The organism is Pseudomonas sp. C6002, from assembly GCF_013385805.1.
Taxonomy (GTDB): Bacteria; Pseudomonadota; Gammaproteobacteria; order Pseudomonadales; family Pseudomonadaceae; genus Aquipseudomonas.
The window spans coordinates 230,842-249,043 of the sequence record NZ_JACAPH010000018.1 but is presented as its reverse complement, the minus strand read 5'-3'; the positions used below and the strand labels follow the sequence as shown (position 1 = coordinate 249,043).

14 protein-coding genes are annotated in these 18,202 nt (G+C 62.1%); 8 read left to right on the top strand and 6 right to left on the bottom strand.

The window, feature by feature from the left end:
• Nucleotides 1-78 precede the first annotated feature (78 nt).
• From HX817_RS13545 to HX817_RS13515, 7 genes are all read left to right on the top strand, one after another.
• Nucleotides 79-972 carry a DMT family transporter gene (locus HX817_RS13545; protein WP_166742189.1) on the top strand — a complete coding sequence of 298 codons (894 nt, stop codon included), beginning with the start codon at nucleotides 79-81 and terminating at the stop codon, nucleotides 970-972.
• Between the two features lies 1 nt (nucleotide 973).
• Nucleotides 974-2,836: a molybdopterin-synthase adenylyltransferase MoeB gene (moeB, locus tag HX817_RS13540; protein ID WP_177036352.1), complete on the top strand. Its 1,863-nt coding sequence runs from the start codon at nucleotides 974-976 to the stop codon at nucleotides 2,834-2,836.
• Between the two features lie 24 nt (nucleotides 2,837-2,860).
• Entirely contained in the window at nucleotides 2,861-3,775 is a 915-nt protein-coding gene (locus tag HX817_RS13535; RefSeq protein WP_043225528.1) for a PLP-dependent cysteine synthase family protein, read from the top strand.
• 22 nt (nucleotides 3,776-3,797) lie between these two features.
• Nucleotides 3,798-4,790, top strand: a complete 993-nt coding sequence (locus tag HX817_RS13530) for a serine O-acetyltransferase (RefSeq protein WP_003214992.1) — start codon at nucleotides 3,798-3,800, stop codon at nucleotides 4,788-4,790.
• A gap of 2 nt (nucleotides 4,791-4,792) precedes the next feature.
• Nucleotides 4,793-5,521 carry an alanyl-tRNA editing protein gene (locus tag HX817_RS13525; protein WP_003214990.1) on the top strand — a complete coding sequence of 243 codons (729 nt, stop codon included), beginning with the start codon at nucleotides 4,793-4,795 and terminating at the stop codon, nucleotides 5,519-5,521.
• A 227-nt stretch (nucleotides 5,522-5,748) separates the two neighbouring features.
• Entirely contained in the window at nucleotides 5,749-7,494 is a 1,746-nt protein-coding gene (locus HX817_RS13520; RefSeq protein ID WP_134325938.1) for an ABC transporter permease subunit, read from the top strand.
• A 14-nt stretch (nucleotides 7,495-7,508) separates the two neighbouring features.
• Nucleotides 7,509-8,831, top strand: coding sequence for an AAA-associated domain-containing protein (locus HX817_RS13515; protein WP_008432668.1), 1,323 nt, complete (start codon nucleotides 7,509-7,511; stop codon nucleotides 8,829-8,831).
• A 113-nt stretch (nucleotides 8,832-8,944) separates the two neighbouring features.
• Here the strand turns inward: HX817_RS13515 and prpD are convergent, their stop codons facing one another.
• The 6 genes from prpD to HX817_RS13485 all read right to left on the bottom strand — a co-directional run bounded on the left by prpD (nucleotide 8,945) and on the right by HX817_RS13485 (nucleotide 17,396).
• Entirely contained in the window at nucleotides 8,945-10,429 is a 1,485-nt protein-coding gene (gene prpD, locus HX817_RS13510; protein WP_177040363.1) for a 2-methylcitrate dehydratase, read from the bottom strand.
• Between the two features lie 166 nt (nucleotides 10,430-10,595).
• Complete coding sequence (prpF, locus tag HX817_RS13505; RefSeq protein ID WP_177040362.1) at nucleotides 10,596-11,786, bottom strand: 2-methylaconitate cis-trans isomerase PrpF; 1,191 nt, start codon at nucleotides 11,784-11,786, stop codon at nucleotides 10,596-10,598.
• Nucleotides 11,787-11,828: 42 nt separating this feature from the next.
• Nucleotides 11,829-14,423 (bottom strand): Fe/S-dependent 2-methylisocitrate dehydratase AcnD, encoded by a 2,595-nt coding sequence (gene acnD / locus HX817_RS13500; RefSeq protein WP_134325935.1) that lies wholly within the window; start codon nucleotides 14,421-14,423, stop codon nucleotides 11,829-11,831.
• 201 nt (nucleotides 14,424-14,624) lie between these two features.
• Nucleotides 14,625-15,752 carry a 2-methylcitrate synthase gene (prpC, locus tag HX817_RS13495; protein WP_177040361.1) on the bottom strand — a complete coding sequence of 376 codons (1,128 nt, stop codon included), beginning with the start codon at nucleotides 15,750-15,752 and terminating at the stop codon, nucleotides 14,625-14,627.
• A gap of 40 nt (nucleotides 15,753-15,792) precedes the next feature.
• Nucleotides 15,793-16,686 (bottom strand): methylisocitrate lyase, encoded by an 894-nt coding sequence (gene prpB, locus HX817_RS13490; protein ID WP_003214976.1) that lies wholly within the window; start codon nucleotides 16,684-16,686, stop codon nucleotides 15,793-15,795.
• Nucleotides 16,683-17,396 (bottom strand): GntR family transcriptional regulator, encoded by a 714-nt coding sequence (locus tag HX817_RS13485; RefSeq protein ID WP_008432676.1) that lies wholly within the window; start codon nucleotides 17,394-17,396, stop codon nucleotides 16,683-16,685. Before HX817_RS13485 ends, prpB begins: the two co-directional genes overlap by 4 nt.
• 272 nt (nucleotides 17,397-17,668) lie before the next feature.
• Between HX817_RS13485 and HX817_RS13480 the strand changes: the two genes are divergently transcribed.
• Nucleotides 17,669-18,202, top strand: coding sequence for an ATP-dependent zinc protease (locus HX817_RS13480; RefSeq protein ID WP_177040360.1), 534 nt, complete (start codon nucleotides 17,669-17,671; stop codon nucleotides 18,200-18,202).

The following is an 18,202-nucleotide window of genomic DNA, read 5'->3' as shown; positions in this document are numbered from 1 at the left end:
TCTCATGGAAGCAATGTCACGATGCCAATGTCCGCCGTTCTCGAAAATGCTGAAAAAACAAAAACTCACAAGCAGTGGTTGGCCGGGCTGATTACCAGTGTGATGTTCCTGATCGTGTGTCTCAGCTGGGGCACTACCTGGCTGGGCATCAAGATCGCTGTGGAAAGCGTGCCACCGCTGACCTCCGCCGGGCTGCGGTTCCTGATCGCGTTTCCGCTGTTCCTGTGTTTCGCCTGGGTGCGCCGCGAGCCGATCCTGTTTCCCCGGGAAAGCCGCTGGTTTTTCGTGTTTGTGACGCTGTCCTACTTCAGCGTTCCGTATTACCTGCTCAACTACGGCGAGATGCATGTTTCGTCCGGCCTTACCGCGCTGCTGTTCAGCTGCATGCCGGTGTTTATCCTGATTTTCTCCGCGCTGTTCCTGCGCGAGCGCATCTACTTTTCCCAGGTGATCGGTATCGCCATCGGTTTCGGCAGCCTGTACATGATCATCAAGAGCCAGGGCCTGCACCTGGACCATGCCGAGTTCTTCGGCGTGCTGGCGATCCTCGCCGCCGCGATCATGCATGCCTTGTGCTACGTGATTACCAAGAAACAAGGCAGTGCCATCAGCGTGATCACCTACAACACCCTGCCCATCGGCATCGCCGGGTTGATGCTGTTTGTCGCCGGGCTGTGGTTTGAAACCCCGACCTTTGAAGACATCACCCTGCGTTCCTGGAGTGCGCTGTTCTACCTCGGGCTGGTGGCCTCGGTGGGCGGCTTTATCGTGTATTTCATGCTGCTCAAGCGCCTGAGCCCGATCATTTTGTCCTTCGTGTTCATCATCTTCCCGGTGTTCGCGGTGATCATCGGGGCCTGGTACGAGGGCGTGCAGATTTCCAGGGACCTGATGATGTATTCGGCGATCCTGCTGGCTGGCTTTGCCATCACCAAGCTGCCCATCGAAAAGCTCCTGGCGAAGAAAAACTGAGATGAAGGTCCTGAGCCCAAGCGCACTGGAGCAGATCTACGCCCACGCCGACCGCAGCTACCCCGAGGAATGCTGCGGCTTCGTTTTCGCCGATGGCAGCGTGTACCTGGGCAGCAACATCCAGAACGAGCTGCACCGCAAGAACCCCGAGATGTATCCACGCAGCGCCGCCAACGGCTACACCTTTTCGGTGGCCGACACGCTGATGATGAACAAGGCGTTTCGCGGTGATAACCCGGTGGTGGTGATCTACCACTCCCACCCTGACGTCGGCGCGTATTTCAGCGACGAAGACCAGGACAAGGCCCTCTTCATGGGCGAGCCGATCTACCCCGTAAGTTACCTGGTGGTGGATGTTCGCCAGGGCAAGACCCAAGGTTCCAAGCTGTTTGCCTGGGATGGCAAACGTTTCGCCCAAAACCCCTTCAACGACCTGCAAACGGAGTTGTGCATGAACGCTGTCTCTTTCCCCGACATCCTGGTCCGCGTGGCCAAGCTGCCAGCATCGACCCTCGAGGGTGCCGGATCGACATTGCGCGAAGTCATTGAAAACCTGTGCGATAACCATCCGAATTTACGTGCGCACCTGTTTCACGAAAATAACAACCAGATCAAGGAGCACTTCCTCTTTATCGCCGAAGAAGAACTGATCAACGCCGATGACAGGTTACCGGAGGAAGCCAAAATCGAAGTACTGCTGGCCACCTCCGGCGGCATGGACGTCGACCAACTGAGCAACGAAGAAGTGCAGCGCTACGTGCGCCACATCACCCTGCCCGGCGTCGGCCGCGAAGGCCAGTTGAACCTGAAGAAAGCCCGCGTGCTGATCATCGGCACCGGCGGCCTCGGTTCGCCCATCAGCCTGTACCTGGCGGCAGCCGGCATCGGCACCCTGGGGCTGGTGGATTTCGACGTGGTGGAAAGCAGCAACCTGCAACGCCAGATCGTCCACGGCAACAGCACCCTGGGCCTGCCCAAGGTCGAGTCCGCCAAGCAGCGCTTGCAGGACCTCAACAGCCACATCCAGATCAACACCTACGACACCGCCTTCAACACCGACAACGCCCTGGAACTGGTGGGCGCCTATGACCTGGTGATCGACGGCACCGACAATTTCGAAACCCGCTACCTGGTCAACGACGCTTGCGTGCAGTTGGGCAAGCCGTTGGTGTACGGCGCCATCTACCGCTTCGACGGGCAGATCAGCGTGCTCAACTATAAAGGCGGGCCGTGCTATCGCTGCCTGTTTCCCCAGGCACCACCGGCGGAACTGGCGCCCAACTGCAGCGCCGGCGGGGTCATCGGCGTATTACCCGGGGTGGTCGGGATGATCCAGGCCACCGAGGCGATCAAGCTGCTGATCGGCATTGGCGAACCACTCTCGGGCCGGCTGATGCGCTTTGATGCGCTGGCGATGAAGTTCAGCGAGATCCGCTTCAAGCGCCGCGCCGACTGCCCTTGCTGCTCGGAACTGCGCCACAGCCAAACCATCGCCCCCGCCGTCTGCGCCGACGCCCTGCCAAGCCAACCTTCCCTGGCCGAAGAACGCTACATCAAGCCGCGGGTGCTCAAGCAACTGCTCGAGCAACACAGCAAGGCCGACGTACTGCTGGATGTGCGGGACGCCAGCGAGCTGGAAGTGTGCAAGTTGCCGGGGGTGGTGCACATCCCGCTGGCCGAGCTCGACGGGCAACTCGCCAACCTCAGCCGCGACAACACGCACTACCTCATCTGCTACGCCGGGACCCGCGCGGAGCAAGCCGCCAGCACCTTGCTGGCCGCCGGATTCGCCAACACCAAAGTACTGCAAGGTGGCATGAAACACTGGGTTCGCGACGTCGAACCCGACATGCCTTTGTACTGATCAGCGGCCATGGGCTCTTACTTGATGTTGCATAACTCGATACTCGACGCCATTGGCCAAACGCCCATCGTGCGCCTGGAACAGTTTTCCGAAGACCTCGGCATCGAGGTCTACGCCAAGCTGGAATCCCTCAACCCCGGCGGAAGCCACAAGGCACGCATCGCCCTGGGCATGATCCTCGACGCCGAGCGCCGGGGCATTCTGATTCGTGGCTCAGGGCAAACCATCATCGAGCCCAGCGGCGGCAACACCGGCATCGGCCTGGTGATGGCCGGTAACGTGCTGGGCTATAAAGTGGTGCTGGTGATCCCCGACAACTACAGCCCCGAGAAGCAGAAACTGCTGCGCCTGTACGGCGCCAGGGTGGTGCTGTCGGACAGCCGCCTGGGCAACAATTCCCACGGCGAAAAGTGCATGGAGCTGCAGCTGGAAAACCCCAGCTACGTGATGCTCAACCAGCAGCGCAACGGCGCCAACCCGCAGACCCACCGTGACACCACCGCCCGGGAAATCATCCGCGCCTTCGGCGAGCTGCGTGTGGACTACTTCGTCAGCGGCATCGGCACCGGGGGCCATATCACCGGCATCGGCGAAACCCTCAAGAGCACCTGGCCGGCGATCCGCGTGATGGGGGTGGAGCCGGAAGAGTGCGACCTGCTCAGCGACCGCCATGCGCCGCACCATATCCAGGGCCTGTCGATCGGCTTGATCCCGAGCATTCTCAACGTCGCGATCATTGACGGGATGCTCAAGGTGTCGCGCCAGGAATGCCTCGACATGATCAAACGCATCATGCGCACCGACGCCATCAGCCTCGGGCTGTCGTCGGCCGCCAACATGGTAGCCATCGCCAAGCTGGCGCCGGAGCTGCCCACCGACACCGTCGTGCTGACCATGGTCTACGACAGTGCCGACAGCTATCTGCCCTGTTTTGAATAACAACTATTGCGGGGGTGCCTCCATGGGGGGCTTTATCGACATGCAACAACTGCACGATGAGTTGCTCACCCACCTCATCACCACGCTTACGCCTGCGCAGTTGAAGCAGCTGGAGGCGCATCTCGCGCCGCTGATCCAGGCGGCGGCCCAGGCGGTGGCCGAAGACCTGATCGCCTATGCCTGGCGCGACCCGGCGTCCCGTGGGCGCGGAGAGCTGATCCTGGAGTCCTACGCCTCGTTCAAGGCCGTGCTGTATTACCGCCTGGCCCACCTGGTGTGGAATTTCCCGGACAAGAACAACGGCGTGTTTTCCGCCATCGCCCTGAAGCTGAGCAACCAGGGCAAGATCCTGTCCGGCGCCGAAATTCACCCCGCAGCGCGGATCGGCCGGCGCTTTGTGCTGGACCACGGTTACGGCACGGTCATCGGTGAAACCTGCGAGATCGGCAACGACTGCTACATCCTCTGCGGCGTGACTCTCGGCGCCCGGGGCATCGCCAACAACCCGGACGGCAAGCGCCACCCGCGGCTGGGCAACAACGTGGAAGTCGGCTCCGGCGCACGGGTGCTCGGTTACGTGCTGATCGGCGACAACGTGTTCATCAGCCCGTCCTGCGTGATCACCCAGGACGTGCCGGCCGGCACCAAGGTCAAGGTGGTCAACCAGATCCAGTTGCAGAAAAACGATGAGTCGGACCACAGCAATTACCTCGGCGCGTTTGCCCTCGACGAACGCCTGCACGTGGTGGGCGAAGTCAACGCCAGCCACAAGGTGACGGTATTGGACGCTGACTTTCATCCCCTGCCCGGCCTGCTGCTGGAGCCGACAGTCAAGGAACGTCATCACCTGCAATTCCGCCTGCGGCACATCGAAACCAACGCCTACCCGCCGCGCCTGCCGCTGAACCTGAAAGTGACCGGGCCCGAATTTGAAATCACCCTGCTATCTCCTCCTGGCTTGAGCGCGATGGTTCGTCGCCTGCTGCAAGCCAGCCCACTGATCGTCGGAGGTTGAACATGTCCGTGCACACCATGGAAACCCTCGCGCTGTTCGACAGCGCGCCTTACCAAAATGCCTTCAGTGCGCGGGTGATTGCCGTCAGCGAACAGGGAATCGCCCTGGAGCACACGCTGTTCTACCCCACCGGCGGCGGCCAACCGGGGGACACCGGCCATTTCATCCTGCCCGACGGCAGCCGCGTCGACATCACCGGCACCGTGCGTGACCCGGTGCTGCGCTCGATCATCTGGCACCAGGTAGAACACTGCCCCGAGCAACTGGCCGCCGGGATGCAGGTAGACGCCAGCCTGGACTGGGAACGTCGCTACCAGCACATGAAAATGCACACCTGCCTGCACCTCCTGTGCTCGATCATCGACGCTCCGGTGACCGGTTGCAGTATCGGCGCCGACAAGGGCCGCCTGGATTTCGACCTGCCGGAAATGACCCTCGACAAAGAGACCATCACCCGTGACCTCAATGCCTTGATCGAACAGGCTCATGGGGTGAAAACCCTGTCCATGCCCGCCTCGGAGTATTCAACCCTGCTGCAGATCACTCGCACCCAGGCGGTGGCGCCACCGGTCATCCAGGGGGCAGTACGGGTGATTGAAATCGCCGGGATCGATATCCAGCCCTGCGGCGGCACCCATGTGACCAATACCGAGGAAATCGGCCGGGTGTTCTGCGAAAAAATCGAGAAGAAGAGCAAACACAATCGCAGGGTGATCCTGCGGTTTGAATAACCGCCGAGCGACGACCGGGGCGCCGACGCCCTAGTCGCCGTTCGTACAGGAAACTGACAGCAAAATTATGCGCTTGTAACATTCAGAAACGTACAATCCCGCCAGCAACGCCTCGTTGCCCCTGACTCGCGAAAACAGCGCCCGCCCTTCTCGGTGGGTCATTCGTGCAGCAGCTAAGCTCACTCCCATCACGCCCCTGAACCTGAACGCTGCAGGAATGACTGCCTATGAAAAGAGTGTTCCGTCACTACATCCCTGCATCCACATTGCGCTTGCTACCCAACCGCTGGGATTTGGTCGCCCTGCCCCTGGTGATCGGCTTTTTACTGTTTTTCTCCATCACTGCGCGGGAAACCTGGGCGCCCATCGCCACCCTGCAGAGTGAAGTGATCTCGCTGGACCCGGCCAACCTGCCGGAATACGCGATGCGCACCACGATGCGCATGCTGGCGGCGATGGTTGCAGCGCTGGTGTTCACCCTGTTGTACGGCACCCTGGCCGCCAAAAGCCGGCGCGCCGAGAAACTGCTGGTGCCCGTGCTCGACATCCTGCAATCAGTACCAGTGCTGGGTTACATCTCGTTCACAGTGACGTTCTTCCTGCTGCTGTTCCCCGGGCGTGTGCTCGGCGCGGAGTTCGCGGCCATCTTTGCGATTTTCACCAGCCAGGCCTGGAACATGACGTTCAGCTTCTACCAGTCGCTGCGCATGCTGCCCCATGACCTGGTGGAAGTGTCGACCAACCTGCGACTTTCCGGTTGGCAGCGGTTCTGGAAGCTCGACGTGCCCTTCGCCATGCCCGGGCTGGTGTGGAACATGATGATGAGCATGTCCGGCGGCTGGTTTTTCGTGGTCGCCTCCGAGGCCATTACCGTCGGTGACAAGACCATCACCTTGCCGGGCGTGGGCTCATACCTGGCCCTGGCGATTGCCCAGAAAGACCTGCACGCTGTGGGCTACGTGATCCTGGCGATGATTGTGGTCATCCTGATGTACGACCAGTTCCTGTTCCGCCCACTGGTGGCCTGGGCCGACAAGTTCCGCATGGAAACCACCGCCTCCCAGGGTGCCGCGCCGCAATCCTGGCTGCTGAACCTGATCCAGCGCACGCGCATCGTCCAGCGCATCCTGCGGCCTGTCACCCGCGCCATCAGCCGCATTGGCAACAAGCGCTTCAGCCTGGCGGGCGGTGCACTCAAGGCGCTGCCGGCAGAAACCCCGAAAGCGTCAAAAGTGATCGACTGGGTATGGGGCGCACTCATCGCGCTGCTGGCCGCTTATGCGCTGTACCACATCGTGCAGTACGTCGGCACCGAAGTGACCCTGGCCGAAGTCGGCCACGTATTTGTGCTGGGCTTCATCACGCTGCTGCGTGTGGCTGGCCTGATCCTGATCGCCTCGCTGATCTGGGTGCCGCTGGGCGTGATGATCGGCTTGCGCCCTGCGCTTGCGGAAAAAATCCAGCCGCTGGCGCAGTTCCTTGCGGCCTTCCCGGCGAACCTGCTGTTCCCGGTGTTCGTCATCGTGATCCTGCACTACAACCTCAACCCGGATATCTGGCTGAGCCCGCTGATTGTGCTGGGCACCCAGTGGTACATCCTGTTCAACGTGATCGCCGGAGCCAGCGCGTTCCCGAATGACTTCAAGGAAGCCGCCGCCAACTTCCGCATTCGCGGCTGGTTGTGGTGGCGCAAGGTGATGCTGCCGGGGATTTTCCCGTACTACGTCACCGGCGCGATTACCGCCTCGGGGGGTGCCTGGAACGCCAGTATCGTGTCCGAGTACGTGTCCTGGGGCCACGACAACGTGGTCGCCCACGGGCTGGGCGCCTACATCGCCCAGACCACCGCGGCCGGCGACTTCCCGAAGATCGCCCTGGGCGTGGTGGTGATGTCGATCTTCGTGGTGGCGTTCAACCGCGCTGTGTGGCGGCCGATGTACGCCATGGCTGAAAACAAACTTCGTCTGAATTGATGGGACTCGCTGTGATGACTACCTATACCGAGCATGCCGCCGACACTCCGGAAATCTACTCGTTGAAAAACGTGAACCGGGTGTTCGGCAAAGGTAAAGACGAGCTGCAAGTCCTCAGCGGCGTGAACTTGAGCCTGCACGAAGGCGAGATTGTCGGCATGCTCGGCCGGTCCGGCTCGGGCAAGTCGACCTTGCTGCGCATCATCGCCGGGCTGATTCAGCCGTCGTCGGGCGAAGTGCGCTACAACGGCGCGCCACTCACCGGCCCGGCCGAAGGCGTGGCCATGGTGTTCCAGACCTTCGCACTGTTCCCGTGGCTGACCGTGCTGGAAAACGTCGAGGCCGGCCTGCAAGCCTTGCAGGTCGAGCGCAAGGAGTCCCGCAGGCGCGCCCTGGCGGCCATCGACCTGATCGGCCTGGACGGTTTTGAAAACGCCTACCCGCGCGAACTGTCCGGCGGCATGCGCCAACGCGTAGGTTTCGCCCGCGGGCTGGTGGTCAACCCGACCCTGCTGCTGATGGACGAACCGTTCTCGGCGCTGGACGTACTCACCGCCGAAACCCTGCGCACCGACCTGCTGGATCTGTGGAGCGGCAAGCAGCTGCCGATCAAGTCGATCCTGATCGTGACCCACAACATCGAAGAAGCGGTGCTGATGTGCGACCGCATCCTGGTGCTGTCGTCCAACCCTGGCCGGGTGGTGGCCGAGATCAAGGTGCCGTTTGCCCACCCGCGCAACCGCCTGGACCCGACCTTCCGGCAAATGGTCGACGACATCTACGCCCTGATGACCGACCGCCGCAGCGCCGACGCGAGCAGAGGTTTGCCTGAGCTGAAAATGGGCAGCCTGTTGCCGGAAGTCTCCACCAACCTGATGGCTGGCCTGATCGAAACCCTGGCCGCCGAGCCCTACAATGGCCACGCCGGCCTGCCGACCGTGGCTGAACGGCGTTTGCTGGAAGTCGACGATCTGTTCCCGGTGGCGGAGATGCTTGAGCATTTGGGCTTCGCCGAACTCAAGGGTGCCGATATCACCCTGACCGATGCCGGCAAACTGTTCGCCGACTACGGCACCCAGGAGCGTAAAACCCTGTTCGCCGAACACTTGATCCGCCACGTGCCATTGGCCGCGCGCATTCACCAGGTGTTGCTTGAGCGCAGCGGCCACCGGGCGCCACGGGTGCGCTTCGAGCAGGAACTGGAAGATTCGATGACGGAAGCCTTTGTGGAGAAAACCCTGGAAAGCGTGGTGGCCTGGGGGCGGTATGCGGAGATCTTCTCCTATGACGACCATACCGAGACGTTCAGCCTGGATGATGTGGAAGGCAGCATGTAGGTTTAATGTGGGAGCGGGCTTGCTCGCGAATGCGGTGGATCAGCCATATATGTATTGGCTGACACTCCGCATTCGCGAGCAAGCCCGCTCCCACATTTGACCAGTGGTGTTCTTCAGATGACGAACAGGTCCACAAACCGGTTTACCGGAGTGGCCTCAAGCCGTGCCTGATCCTTGCACAGCGCAAAAATCTCGGCACTGCGCTGCGCGGTAAACCGGGTCGCCAGGTTGGCCTTGAACTTGTCTTCAAGCAACGGAATGCCATCCACCCGACGGCGACGGTGGCCAATCGGGTATTCCACGGCCACTTGTTCGGTGCTGGAACCATCCTTGAAGAACACCTGCACCGCATTGGCGATGGAGCGCTTGTCGGCCTCCAGGTATTCGCGGCTGTAGCGCGGCTCCTCGACGATGACCATCTTTTCGCGCAGCTCATCGATGATCGGATGGGCCGCGTGGAATTCATCTTCGTATTGCTCGGCCACCAGGTTGCCAAACGCCAGCGGTACGGCGGTCATGTACTGGAGGCAATGATCGCGGTCCGCCGCGTTGGCCAACTGCCCGACCTTGGAGATGATCCGGATCGCCGACTCGTGGGTGGTGATGACAATCCTGTCGATCTCATGCAGGCGGTGCTTCACCTGTGGGTGCAGGGTGACTGCTGCCTCGCAGGCGGTTTGTGCGTGGAACTCGGCGGGGAAGCTGATCTTGAACAGTACGTTCTCCATCACATACGTGCCGTAGGGCTGCGACAGGCTGAAGGCGCGCTTGTCTTCGGGCTTGAGCGCCAGGTCCTTGTTGGTGTGGCTGAACAGCACGTCATAGAAGCCCCACTGCGGCGCGCTCAACACACCGGGAATGCCCATCTCGCCGCGCATGGCGATATCCGCCAGGCGCACCCCGCGACTCGACGCATCCCCCGCCGCCCACGACTTGCGCGAACCGGCGTTCGGCGCATGACGATAAGTACGCAATGCCTGGCCATCGACAAACGCCTGGGACAGGGCCGACAGCAGTTGCTCACGGTTGGCGCCCATCAGCTTGGCGGTGACGGCGGTGGAGGCGACTTTCACCAGCAGCACGTGGTCAAGGCCGACACGGTTGAAGGAGTTTTCCAGGGCAATCACACCCTGGATTTCGTGGGCCATGATCATCGCCTCAAGCACGGCCCGCACGGTCAGCGGTGCGTCGCCGTTGGCCACGCGTTTTTGCGAGAGATGGTCGGCGACCGCGAGGATGCCACCGAGGTTATCGGAAGGGTGACCCCATTCGGCGGCAAGCCAGGTGTCGTTGTAGTCGAGCCAGCGCACGATGCAGCCGATGTCCCATGCGGCCTTGACCGGGTCCAGGCGGAACGAGGTGCCCGGCACCCGTGCGCCGAACGGCACCACCGTGCCTTCGACGATCGGCCCCAGGTGCTTGGTGCACTCCGGGAAACGCAGGGCCAGCAGGCCGCAACCGAGGGTGTCCATCAGGCAGTTGCGGGCGGTGTCGAGGGCATCGCGGGATTCGATCCTGAAACTCAGTACGTAGTCGGCGATGTCCTGCAGGACCTGGTCGTAGTCGGGGCGGTTGTTCTGGTCGACGTTGGCGCTCATGGCAGTACTCCAAAGTGGGTTAGGTGTGGTCCATCCTCAGGGTCAGGGTGTTCGTTCCCACGCTCTGCGTGGGAATGCCGCCTTGGACGCTTCGCGTCCCGTACGGCGCAAGGGTGACGCAGAGCGTCACGGGATGCATTCCCACGCAGAGCGTGGGAACGATCGGTTAGAAAGAGTCGCCGGGGACGCGTACGAACCCTTCCATCAACACTCGCGCACTGCGGCTCATGATGGCTTTTTTCACGACCCATTCACCGTCGACCTGGCTGGCCTCGGCGCCTACGCGCAACGTCCCGGAGGGATGCCCGAACCGCACTGCATTACGCTCCACGCCGCCCGCCGCCAAATTCACCAGCGTGCCGGAAATCGCCGCCGCCGTGCCAATCGCCACCGCCGCCGTGCCCATCATCGCGTGGTGCAACTTGCCCATGGACAGCGCCCGCACCAGCAGGTCGACATCACCCGCCCTGATCGCCTTGCCGCTGGACGCCACGTAGTCCGCAGGCCGCGCCACAAACGCCACCTTCGGCGTGTGCTGACGCTGGGCCGCTTCGTCCAGGTGTTTGATCAAGCCCATGCGCAGCGCACCATGGGCGCGGATGGTTTCAAACATCGCCAGGGCCTTGGGGTCGCCATTGATCGCGCCCTGCAACTCGGTACCGGTGTAACCCAGGTCCTGGGCGTTGATGAAGATGGTGGGAATCCCGGCGTTGATCAGCGTCGCCTTGAATGTGCCGACACCCGGCACGTCCAGGTCATCCACCAGGTTGCCGGTAGGGAACATCGAGCCACCGCCGCCCTCTTCTTCCGCCGCCGGGTCCATGAATTCCAGCTGCACCTCGGCGGCCGGGAAGGTCACGCCGTCGAGTTCGAAGTCGCCGGTTTCCTGCACCGCACCGTCGGTGATCGGTACGTGAGCGATGATGGTCTTGGCGATATTCGCCTGCCACACCCGCACCACGGCCACGCCGTTGTGCGGAATGCGCGCGGCATCTACCAGGCCGGCGCTGATGGCGAACGAACCCACCGCCGCCGACAGGTTGCCGCAGTTGCCGCTCCAGTCCACGAACGGTTTGTCGATGGACACCTGGCCGAACAGGTAATCCACGTCGTGATCGGCGCGGGTACTTTTGGCCAGGATCACGGTTTTGCTGGTGCTGGACGTCGCGCCGCCCATGCCGTCGATTTGCTTGTCATACGGGTCGGGGCTGCCGATCACCCGCAACAACAACGCATCCCGCGCCGCGCCCGGCACCTGGGCCGACTCGGGCAAATCCTTGAGGCTGAAAAACACGCCTTTACTGGTGCCGCCACGCATGTAGGTGGCGGGAATCTTGATCTGCGGTACGTGTGCCATGGTGGTCCTCATGGGCCGGGGCGTTGACCCCGGCCGCAGTTGTCAGGCAGTTACAGCCGATTCCAGGAAGTCCTGGGCAAAACGTTGCAACACGCCGCCCGCCTCGTAGATCGACACTTCTTCAGCCGTGTCCAGCCGGCAGGTCACCGGCACCTCGACACGCTCGCCGTTCTTGCGGTTGATCAGCAACGTCAGTTGCGCACGCGGGGTGCGTTCGCCGATCACGTCGTAGGTTTCCGTGCCGTCGATCTTCAGGGTCTTGCGGTCGGTGCCCGGCAGGAACTCCAGCGGCAGCACGCCCATGCCCACCAGGTTGGTGCGGTGGATGCGCTCGAAACCTTCGGCGGCAATCGCTTCAACACCGGCCAGGCGTACGCCCTTGGCCGCCCAGTCCCGGGACGAACCCTGGCCGTAGTCGGCGCCGGCAATGATGATCAGCGGCTGCTTGCGCTCCATGTAGGTTTCGATCGCTTCCCACATGCGCGTGACCTTGCCTTCCGGCTCCAGGCGCGCCAGCGAACCCTGCTTGACCTTACCGTCTTCAACCACCATTTCATTGAACAGTTTCGGGTTGGCGAAGGTGGCGCGCTGCGCGGTCAAGTGGTCGCCACGATGGGTCGCGTAAGAGTTGAAGTCGACTTCCGGCAGGCCCATTTTCGCCAGGTATTCGCCCGCGGCGCTGCCCGGCATGATCGCGTTGGACGGCGACAGGTGATCGGTGGTGATGTTGTCCGGCAGCACCGCCAGCGGGCGCATGCCCTTGAGCGGACGTGCACCGGCCAGGGCACCTTCCCAGTACGGCGGGCGACGGATGTAGGTGCTCTGCGGGCGCCAGTCGTACAGCGGCGTGACCTTCGGGCCGGTGTCTTCGTGGATCGCGAACATCGGGATGTACACCTGGCGAAACTGCTCCGGCTTGACCGACGCCTTGACCACCGCGTCGATTTCTTCGTCGCTTGGCCAGATGTCCTTGAGGCGGATTTCCTTGCCATTGGCGTCCAGGCCCAGCACGTCTTTTTCGATGTCGAAACGGATGGTGCCGGCAATCGCATAGGCCACCACCAGCGGCGGCGACGCGAGGAACGCTTGCTTGGCGTACGGGTGGATACGGCCGTCGAAGTTGCGGTTACCCGAAAGCACGGCGGTGGCGTACAGGTCGCGGTCGATGATCTCTTGCTGGATCACCGGGTCGAGTGCGCCGGACATGCCGTTGCAGGTGGTGCAGGCGAACGCCACCACGCCGAAACCCAACTGCTCCAGCTCGGTGGTCAGCCCGGCTTCGTCGAGGTACATCGCGACGGTTTTCGAACCCGGTGCCAGGGACGACTTGACCCACGGCTTGCGGGCCAGGCCGAGCTTGTTGGCATTGCGTGCCAGCAGGCCGGCGGCAATCACGTTGCGCGGGTTGCTGGTGTTGGTGCAACTGGTGATGGCGGCGATGATCACCGCGCCGTCGGGCATTTGCCCCGGCACGTCATCCCACTGGCCGGAGATGCCCTTGGCCGCCAGGTCGCTGGTGGCGACGCGGGCGTGGGGGTTGCTCGGGCCGGCCATGTTGCGCACCACCGAGGACAAATCGAAGCTCAGGCCACGCTCGTATTGCGCGCCCTTGAGGTCGTCCGCCCACAGGCCGGTGTGGCGAGCATATTGCTCCACCAGGGTGACTTGTTCGTCTTCACGGCCGGTGAGCTTGAGGTAGGCGATGGTCTGCTGGTCGATATAGAACATCGCCGCCGTGGCGCCGTATTCCGGGGCCATGTTGGAGATGGTGGCGCGGTCGCCCAGGGTCAGCGCGGAGGCGCCTTCACCAAAGAACTCCAGCCACGCACCCACGACCTTTTGCTTGCGCAGGAACTCGGTCAGCGCCAGCACCATGTCGGTGGCGGTGATGCCCGGTTGCAGCTTGCCCGTCAGCTCCACGCCAACACTTTCCGGCAGGCGCATCCACGAGGCGCGGCCGAGCATCACGCTCTCTGCTTCAAGGCCGCCAACGCCGATGGCGATCACGCCCAAGGCATCAACGTGAGGCGTGTGGCTGTCGGTGCCGACGCAGGTATCCGGGAAGGCCACGCCGTCACGTACCTGGATCACCGGAGACATTTTCTCCAGGTTGATCTGGTGCATGATGCCGTTGCCCGGCGGGATCACGTCGACGTTCTTGAAGGCCTTTTTGGTCCACTCGATAAAGTGAAAACGGTCTTCGTTGCGACGGTCTTCGATGGCGCGGTTTTTCTCGAACGCCTGCGGGTCAAAACCACCGGCTTCGACGGCCAGGGAGTGGTCGACGATCAGTTGGGTCGGCACCACCGGGTTGACCTGGGCCGGGTCACCGCCTTGCAGGGCGATGGCGTCGCGCAAGCCGGCAAGGTCCACCAGGGCGGTCTGGCCGAGGATGTCGTGGCATACCACGCGGGCCGGGAACCATGGGAAATCGAGATCGCGCTTGCGTTCGATCAGTTGGCTCAAGGAGGCATTGAGGGTTGCGGGGTCGCAGCGACGCACCAGGTTCTCCGCGAGTACGCGGGAGGTGTACGGCAGTGTGGCGTAGGCGCCGGGGGTGATTGCATCGACTGCCGCGCGGGCGTCAAAGAAATCGAGGCGGCTGCCGGGGAGCGGTTTGCGGTGTTCAGTGTTCATCGTCAGGACTCGGTCACAGTAGTTGCAAAAGGAAGAACCGTTGCTGATCCAAGGTGGAATGCGATCAAAATGTGGGAGCGGGCTTGCTCGCGAAAGCGGTGTGTCATGCAACACACATGGCGACTGTCACACCGCCTTCGCGAGCAAGCCCGCTCCCACATTTTTGATCCGGTTTCACCCCAAGATCAGCGGTTTCTCCACTCAGCGACGTTCGATTGGCACGAACTTGCGCTGCTCAACGCCGATGTACTCGGCGCTCGGACGGATGATGCGGTTGTTGGCTCGCTGCTCGAACACGTGAGCTGCCCATCCTGTCAGCCGCGAGCAGACGAAAATCGGGGTGAACAGCTTGGTCGGGATGCCCATGAAGTGGTACGCCGAGGCATGGTAGAAGTCGGCGTTGGGGAACAGTTTCTTCTGCTCCCACATGGTCTTGTCGATGGCTTCGGAAACCGGGAACAACACGGTGTCGCCCACTTCGTCGGCGAGTTTTTTCGACCAGGCCTTGATCACTTCATTACGCGGGTCGCTGTCTTTATAGATCGCGTGGCCAAAGCCCATGATCTTGTCCTTGCGCGCCAGCATGCCGAGGGTGCCTTCCACCGCTTCCTGGGCGGAAGAGAAACGCTCGATCATCTCCATCGCCGCTTCATTGGCGCCGCCGTGCAGCGGGCCACGCAGGGAGCCGATGGCGGCAGTCACGCAGGAATACAGGTCCGACAGGGTCGACGCACACACGCGGGCGGTGAAGGTCGAGGCGTTGAATTCGTGCTCGGCGTAGAGAATCAGCGACACGTTCATCACCTTGACGTGCAAGTCGCTGGGCTTCTTGTCGTGCAGCAGGTGCAGGAAGTGCCCGCCGATGCTCGGCTCGTCGGTCACGCAGCTGATGCGCTGGCCGTCGTGGCTGAAGCGGTACCAGTAGCACATGATCGCCGGGAACGCGGCGAGCAGGCGGTCGGTCACATCGCGCTGCACGCTGAAGTCTTTCTCCGGCTCGATGTTGCCCAGGAACGAGCAACCGGTGCGCATCACGTCCATCGGGTGCGCGTCGGCGGGGATGCGTTCCAGCACTTCTTTCAGCGCCTGGGGCAGGTCGCGCAGTTTGCCGAGCTTGGCGGTGTAGGCGGCCAGTTCGGCTTTGGTCGGCAGTTCGCCGTAGAGCAGCAGGTAGGCGACTTCTTCAAACTGGGCATCGGCGGCGAGTTCGCGCACGTCGTAGCCGCGATAGGTCAAGCCGGCACCGGCCTGGCCCACGGTGGACAGTGCGGTCTGCCCGGCAACCTGGCCACGCAGGCCAGCTCCACTGAGTACTTTTGCTTCGGCCATGGTTATCTCCAATCTTGTAGTTATTAGTGAGGCGCTCGCGTTACTTCTTGGCGGCGAACAGCGCGTCGAGCTTCTGCTCGAAGGTGTGGTAGTCGATGCGATCGTAAAGCTCCATGCGGGTTTGCATGGTGTCGATCACGTTCTGCTGGGTGCCGTCGCGACGGATCGCGGTGTAGACGTTCTCGGCGGCCTTGTTCATGGCGCGGAAGGCCGAGAGCGGGTACAGGACGATGGAAACATCCGCAGATTTCAGTTGATCGACGGTATAGAGAGGTGTCGCACCGAATTCGGTGATGTTGGCCAGGATCGGCGCTTTCACGCGAGAGGCGAACAGCTTGTACATCTCAAGCTCAGTGATGGCTTCCGGGAACACCATGTCGGCACCGGCCTCGATGCAGGCGGCCGCACGTTCCAGGGCGGATTCCAAACCTTCCACGGCCAGTGCGTCGGTGCGGGCCATGATCACGAAGCTGTCATCGGTACGCGCATCCACCGCAGCCTTGATGCGGTCGACCATTTCCTGCTGGGACACGATTTCTTTGTTCGGGCGATGGCCGCAACGCTTGGCGCCCACCTGGTCTTCGATATGGATCGCCGCCGCGCCGAACTTGATCATCGACTTGACGGTGCGCGCCACGTTGAACGCGGAGGAGCCGAAACCGGTGTCCACGTCCACCAGCAGCGGCAGGTCGCACACGTCGGTGATGCGGCGCACGTCCGTCAGCACGTCATCCAGGCCGGTGATGCCCAGGTCCGGCACACCGAGGGAGCCGGCAGCCACCCCGCCACCCGACAGGTAGATCGCCTTGAAGCCGGCGCGCTTGGCCAGCAGCGCATGGTTGGCGTTGATCGCGCCGACTACCTGCAACGGGTGCTCGCTGGCAACCGCGTCACGGAAACGCTGGCCTGGAGTGGTGTTGTTATTGGAACTCATGACTCACCTCGTGATTGGGGAGCGCCGTCCGGGAAGTGACGGGCAATGTTGCGTTTGGAGGCGCCGATATGCCGGCGCATCAACAACTCGGCCAGTTCACCGTCGCGATCGGCAATCGCGTCAAGAATGCGGTGATGCTCGGCAAAGGCCTGGCGTGGACGATTGGGGGTGGCGGAGAACTGGATGCGGTACATGCGCACCAACTGATACAGCTCGCCGCACAACATTTGGGTCAGGGTGCGATTACCGGCGCCTTGAATTATCCGGTAATGAAAATCGAAGTCGCCTTCCTGCTGGTAGTAGCCGACACCGGCCTGGAAGGCCGCATCGCGCTCGTGGGTGTGCAACACCTGGCGCAGCTCTTCGATCTCGGCGTCGGTCATGCGCTCGGCGGCCAGGCGGCAGGCCATGCCTTCCAGGGATTCGCGGATTTCGTAGAGTTCGATCAGTTCTTCATGGCTCAACGAGACCACTCGCGCGCCCACATGGGGGATGCGCACCAGCAGGCGCTGGCCTTCCAGGCGATGAATCGCCTCGCGCAGCGGGCCACGGCTGATGCCATAGGTGCGCGCCAGTTCCGGCTCGGAGATCTTGCTGCCGGGGGCGATTTCGCCCTTGACGATGGCGGCCTGGATACGCCGGAAGACGTTCTCGGACATGGTCTGGGAATCGTCTTGGGCCATCACTGGGGTTTCCAGTTGATCCAGCATATTGTCGACACCTTTAAAAGCAATGCCGCAAAAACTAGCCAATCAGCCCCGGATAGTCAAAGAATAAATACACATTGTCGACAATCGTCTAATAACCCGCCTTGCACTCTATCGGGGCATGGCCGGCTGCCAGCGCTGGCGCCAGAAAACCTTCATGTTAGAATGCCGGCCACTTTTGCCTCACATCCCTGGATGAAAAGGCGCACGAGGGAGCTTGCGCAGCAATGCCAGTCGCCTTGAATTGAACATCGCACTGCACCGCGTCAGGATTTATGAGACTCAAGCCCTTCCCCCTTTTGCTTCTACTGTTTATCCCGGGCCTTGGCGTTGCTGCCGAGAAGACCGTTTATGGACTCAATGAATACGCCAAGTTGGCCGGCATTGACCTGGAAGTGGCCGCCAAGCTCGACACCGGGGCCAAGACCGCGTCCTTGAGCGCCCGCGACATCAAGCGCTTCATGCGCAACGGCGAGTCCTGGGTGCGCTTCTACCTGGCCATCGACACCGCACACTCCCACCCCATCGAGCGTCCCCTGGCCCGCGTTAGCAAGATCAAGCGCCGCGCCGGTGACTACGACCCCGATGAAGACAAGAACTACACCGCCCGTCCAGTCATCGCCCTGGACATCTGCATGGGCACCGCTTTACGCAGTATCGAAGTGAACTTGACTGACCGCAGCGCCTTCCAATACCCGCTGCTGATCGGCTCCGAAGCGCTGAAACGCTTTGATGCGCTGGTCGACCCCAGTCTTAAATACGCGGCGGGCAAACCTGCCTGCGCCTCCGACGCTCATACCGCTGAGTAA

What these genes read in the sequence shown, in the direction of transcription:
- moeB (WP_177036352.1), top strand. Translation starts at nt 974, where the DNA reads ATGAAGGTCCTGAGCCCAAGCGCACTGGAGCAGATCTACGCCCACGCC.
- HX817_RS13535 (WP_043225528.1), top strand. Translation starts at nt 2,861, where the DNA reads ATGTTGCATAACTCGATACTCGACGCCATTGGCCAAACGCCCATCGTG.
- HX817_RS13530 (WP_003214992.1), top strand. Translation starts at nt 3,798, where the DNA reads ATGGGGGGCTTTATCGACATGCAACAACTGCACGATGAGTTGCTCACC.
- HX817_RS13525 (WP_003214990.1), top strand. Translation starts at nt 4,793, where the DNA reads ATGTCCGTGCACACCATGGAAACCCTCGCGCTGTTCGACAGCGCGCCT.
- HX817_RS13520 (WP_134325938.1), top strand. Translation starts at nt 5,749, where the DNA reads ATGAAAAGAGTGTTCCGTCACTACATCCCTGCATCCACATTGCGCTTG.
- HX817_RS13515 (WP_008432668.1), top strand. Translation starts at nt 7,509, where the DNA reads ATGACTACCTATACCGAGCATGCCGCCGACACTCCGGAAATCTACTCG.
- prpD (WP_177040363.1), bottom strand. Translation starts at nt 10,429, where the DNA reads ATGAGCGCCAACGTCGACCAGAACAACCGCCCCGACTACGACCAGGTC.
- prpF (WP_177040362.1), bottom strand. Translation starts at nt 11,786, where the DNA reads ATGGCACACGTACCGCAGATCAAGATTCCCGCCACCTACATGCGTGGC.
- acnD (WP_134325935.1), bottom strand. Translation starts at nt 14,423, where the DNA reads ATGAACACTGAACACCGCAAACCGCTCCCCGGCAGCCGCCTCGATTTC.
- prpC (WP_177040361.1), bottom strand. Translation starts at nt 15,752, where the DNA reads ATGGCCGAAGCAAAAGTACTCAGTGGAGCTGGCCTGCGTGGCCAGGTT.
- prpB (WP_003214976.1), bottom strand. Translation starts at nt 16,686, where the DNA reads ATGAGTTCCAATAACAACACCACTCCAGGCCAGCGTTTCCGTGACGCG.
- HX817_RS13485 (WP_008432676.1), bottom strand. Translation starts at nt 17,396, where the DNA reads ATGCTGGATCAACTGGAAACCCCAGTGATGGCCCAAGACGATTCCCAG.
- HX817_RS13480 (WP_177040360.1), top strand. Translation starts at nt 17,669, where the DNA reads ATGAGACTCAAGCCCTTCCCCCTTTTGCTTCTACTGTTTATCCCGGGC.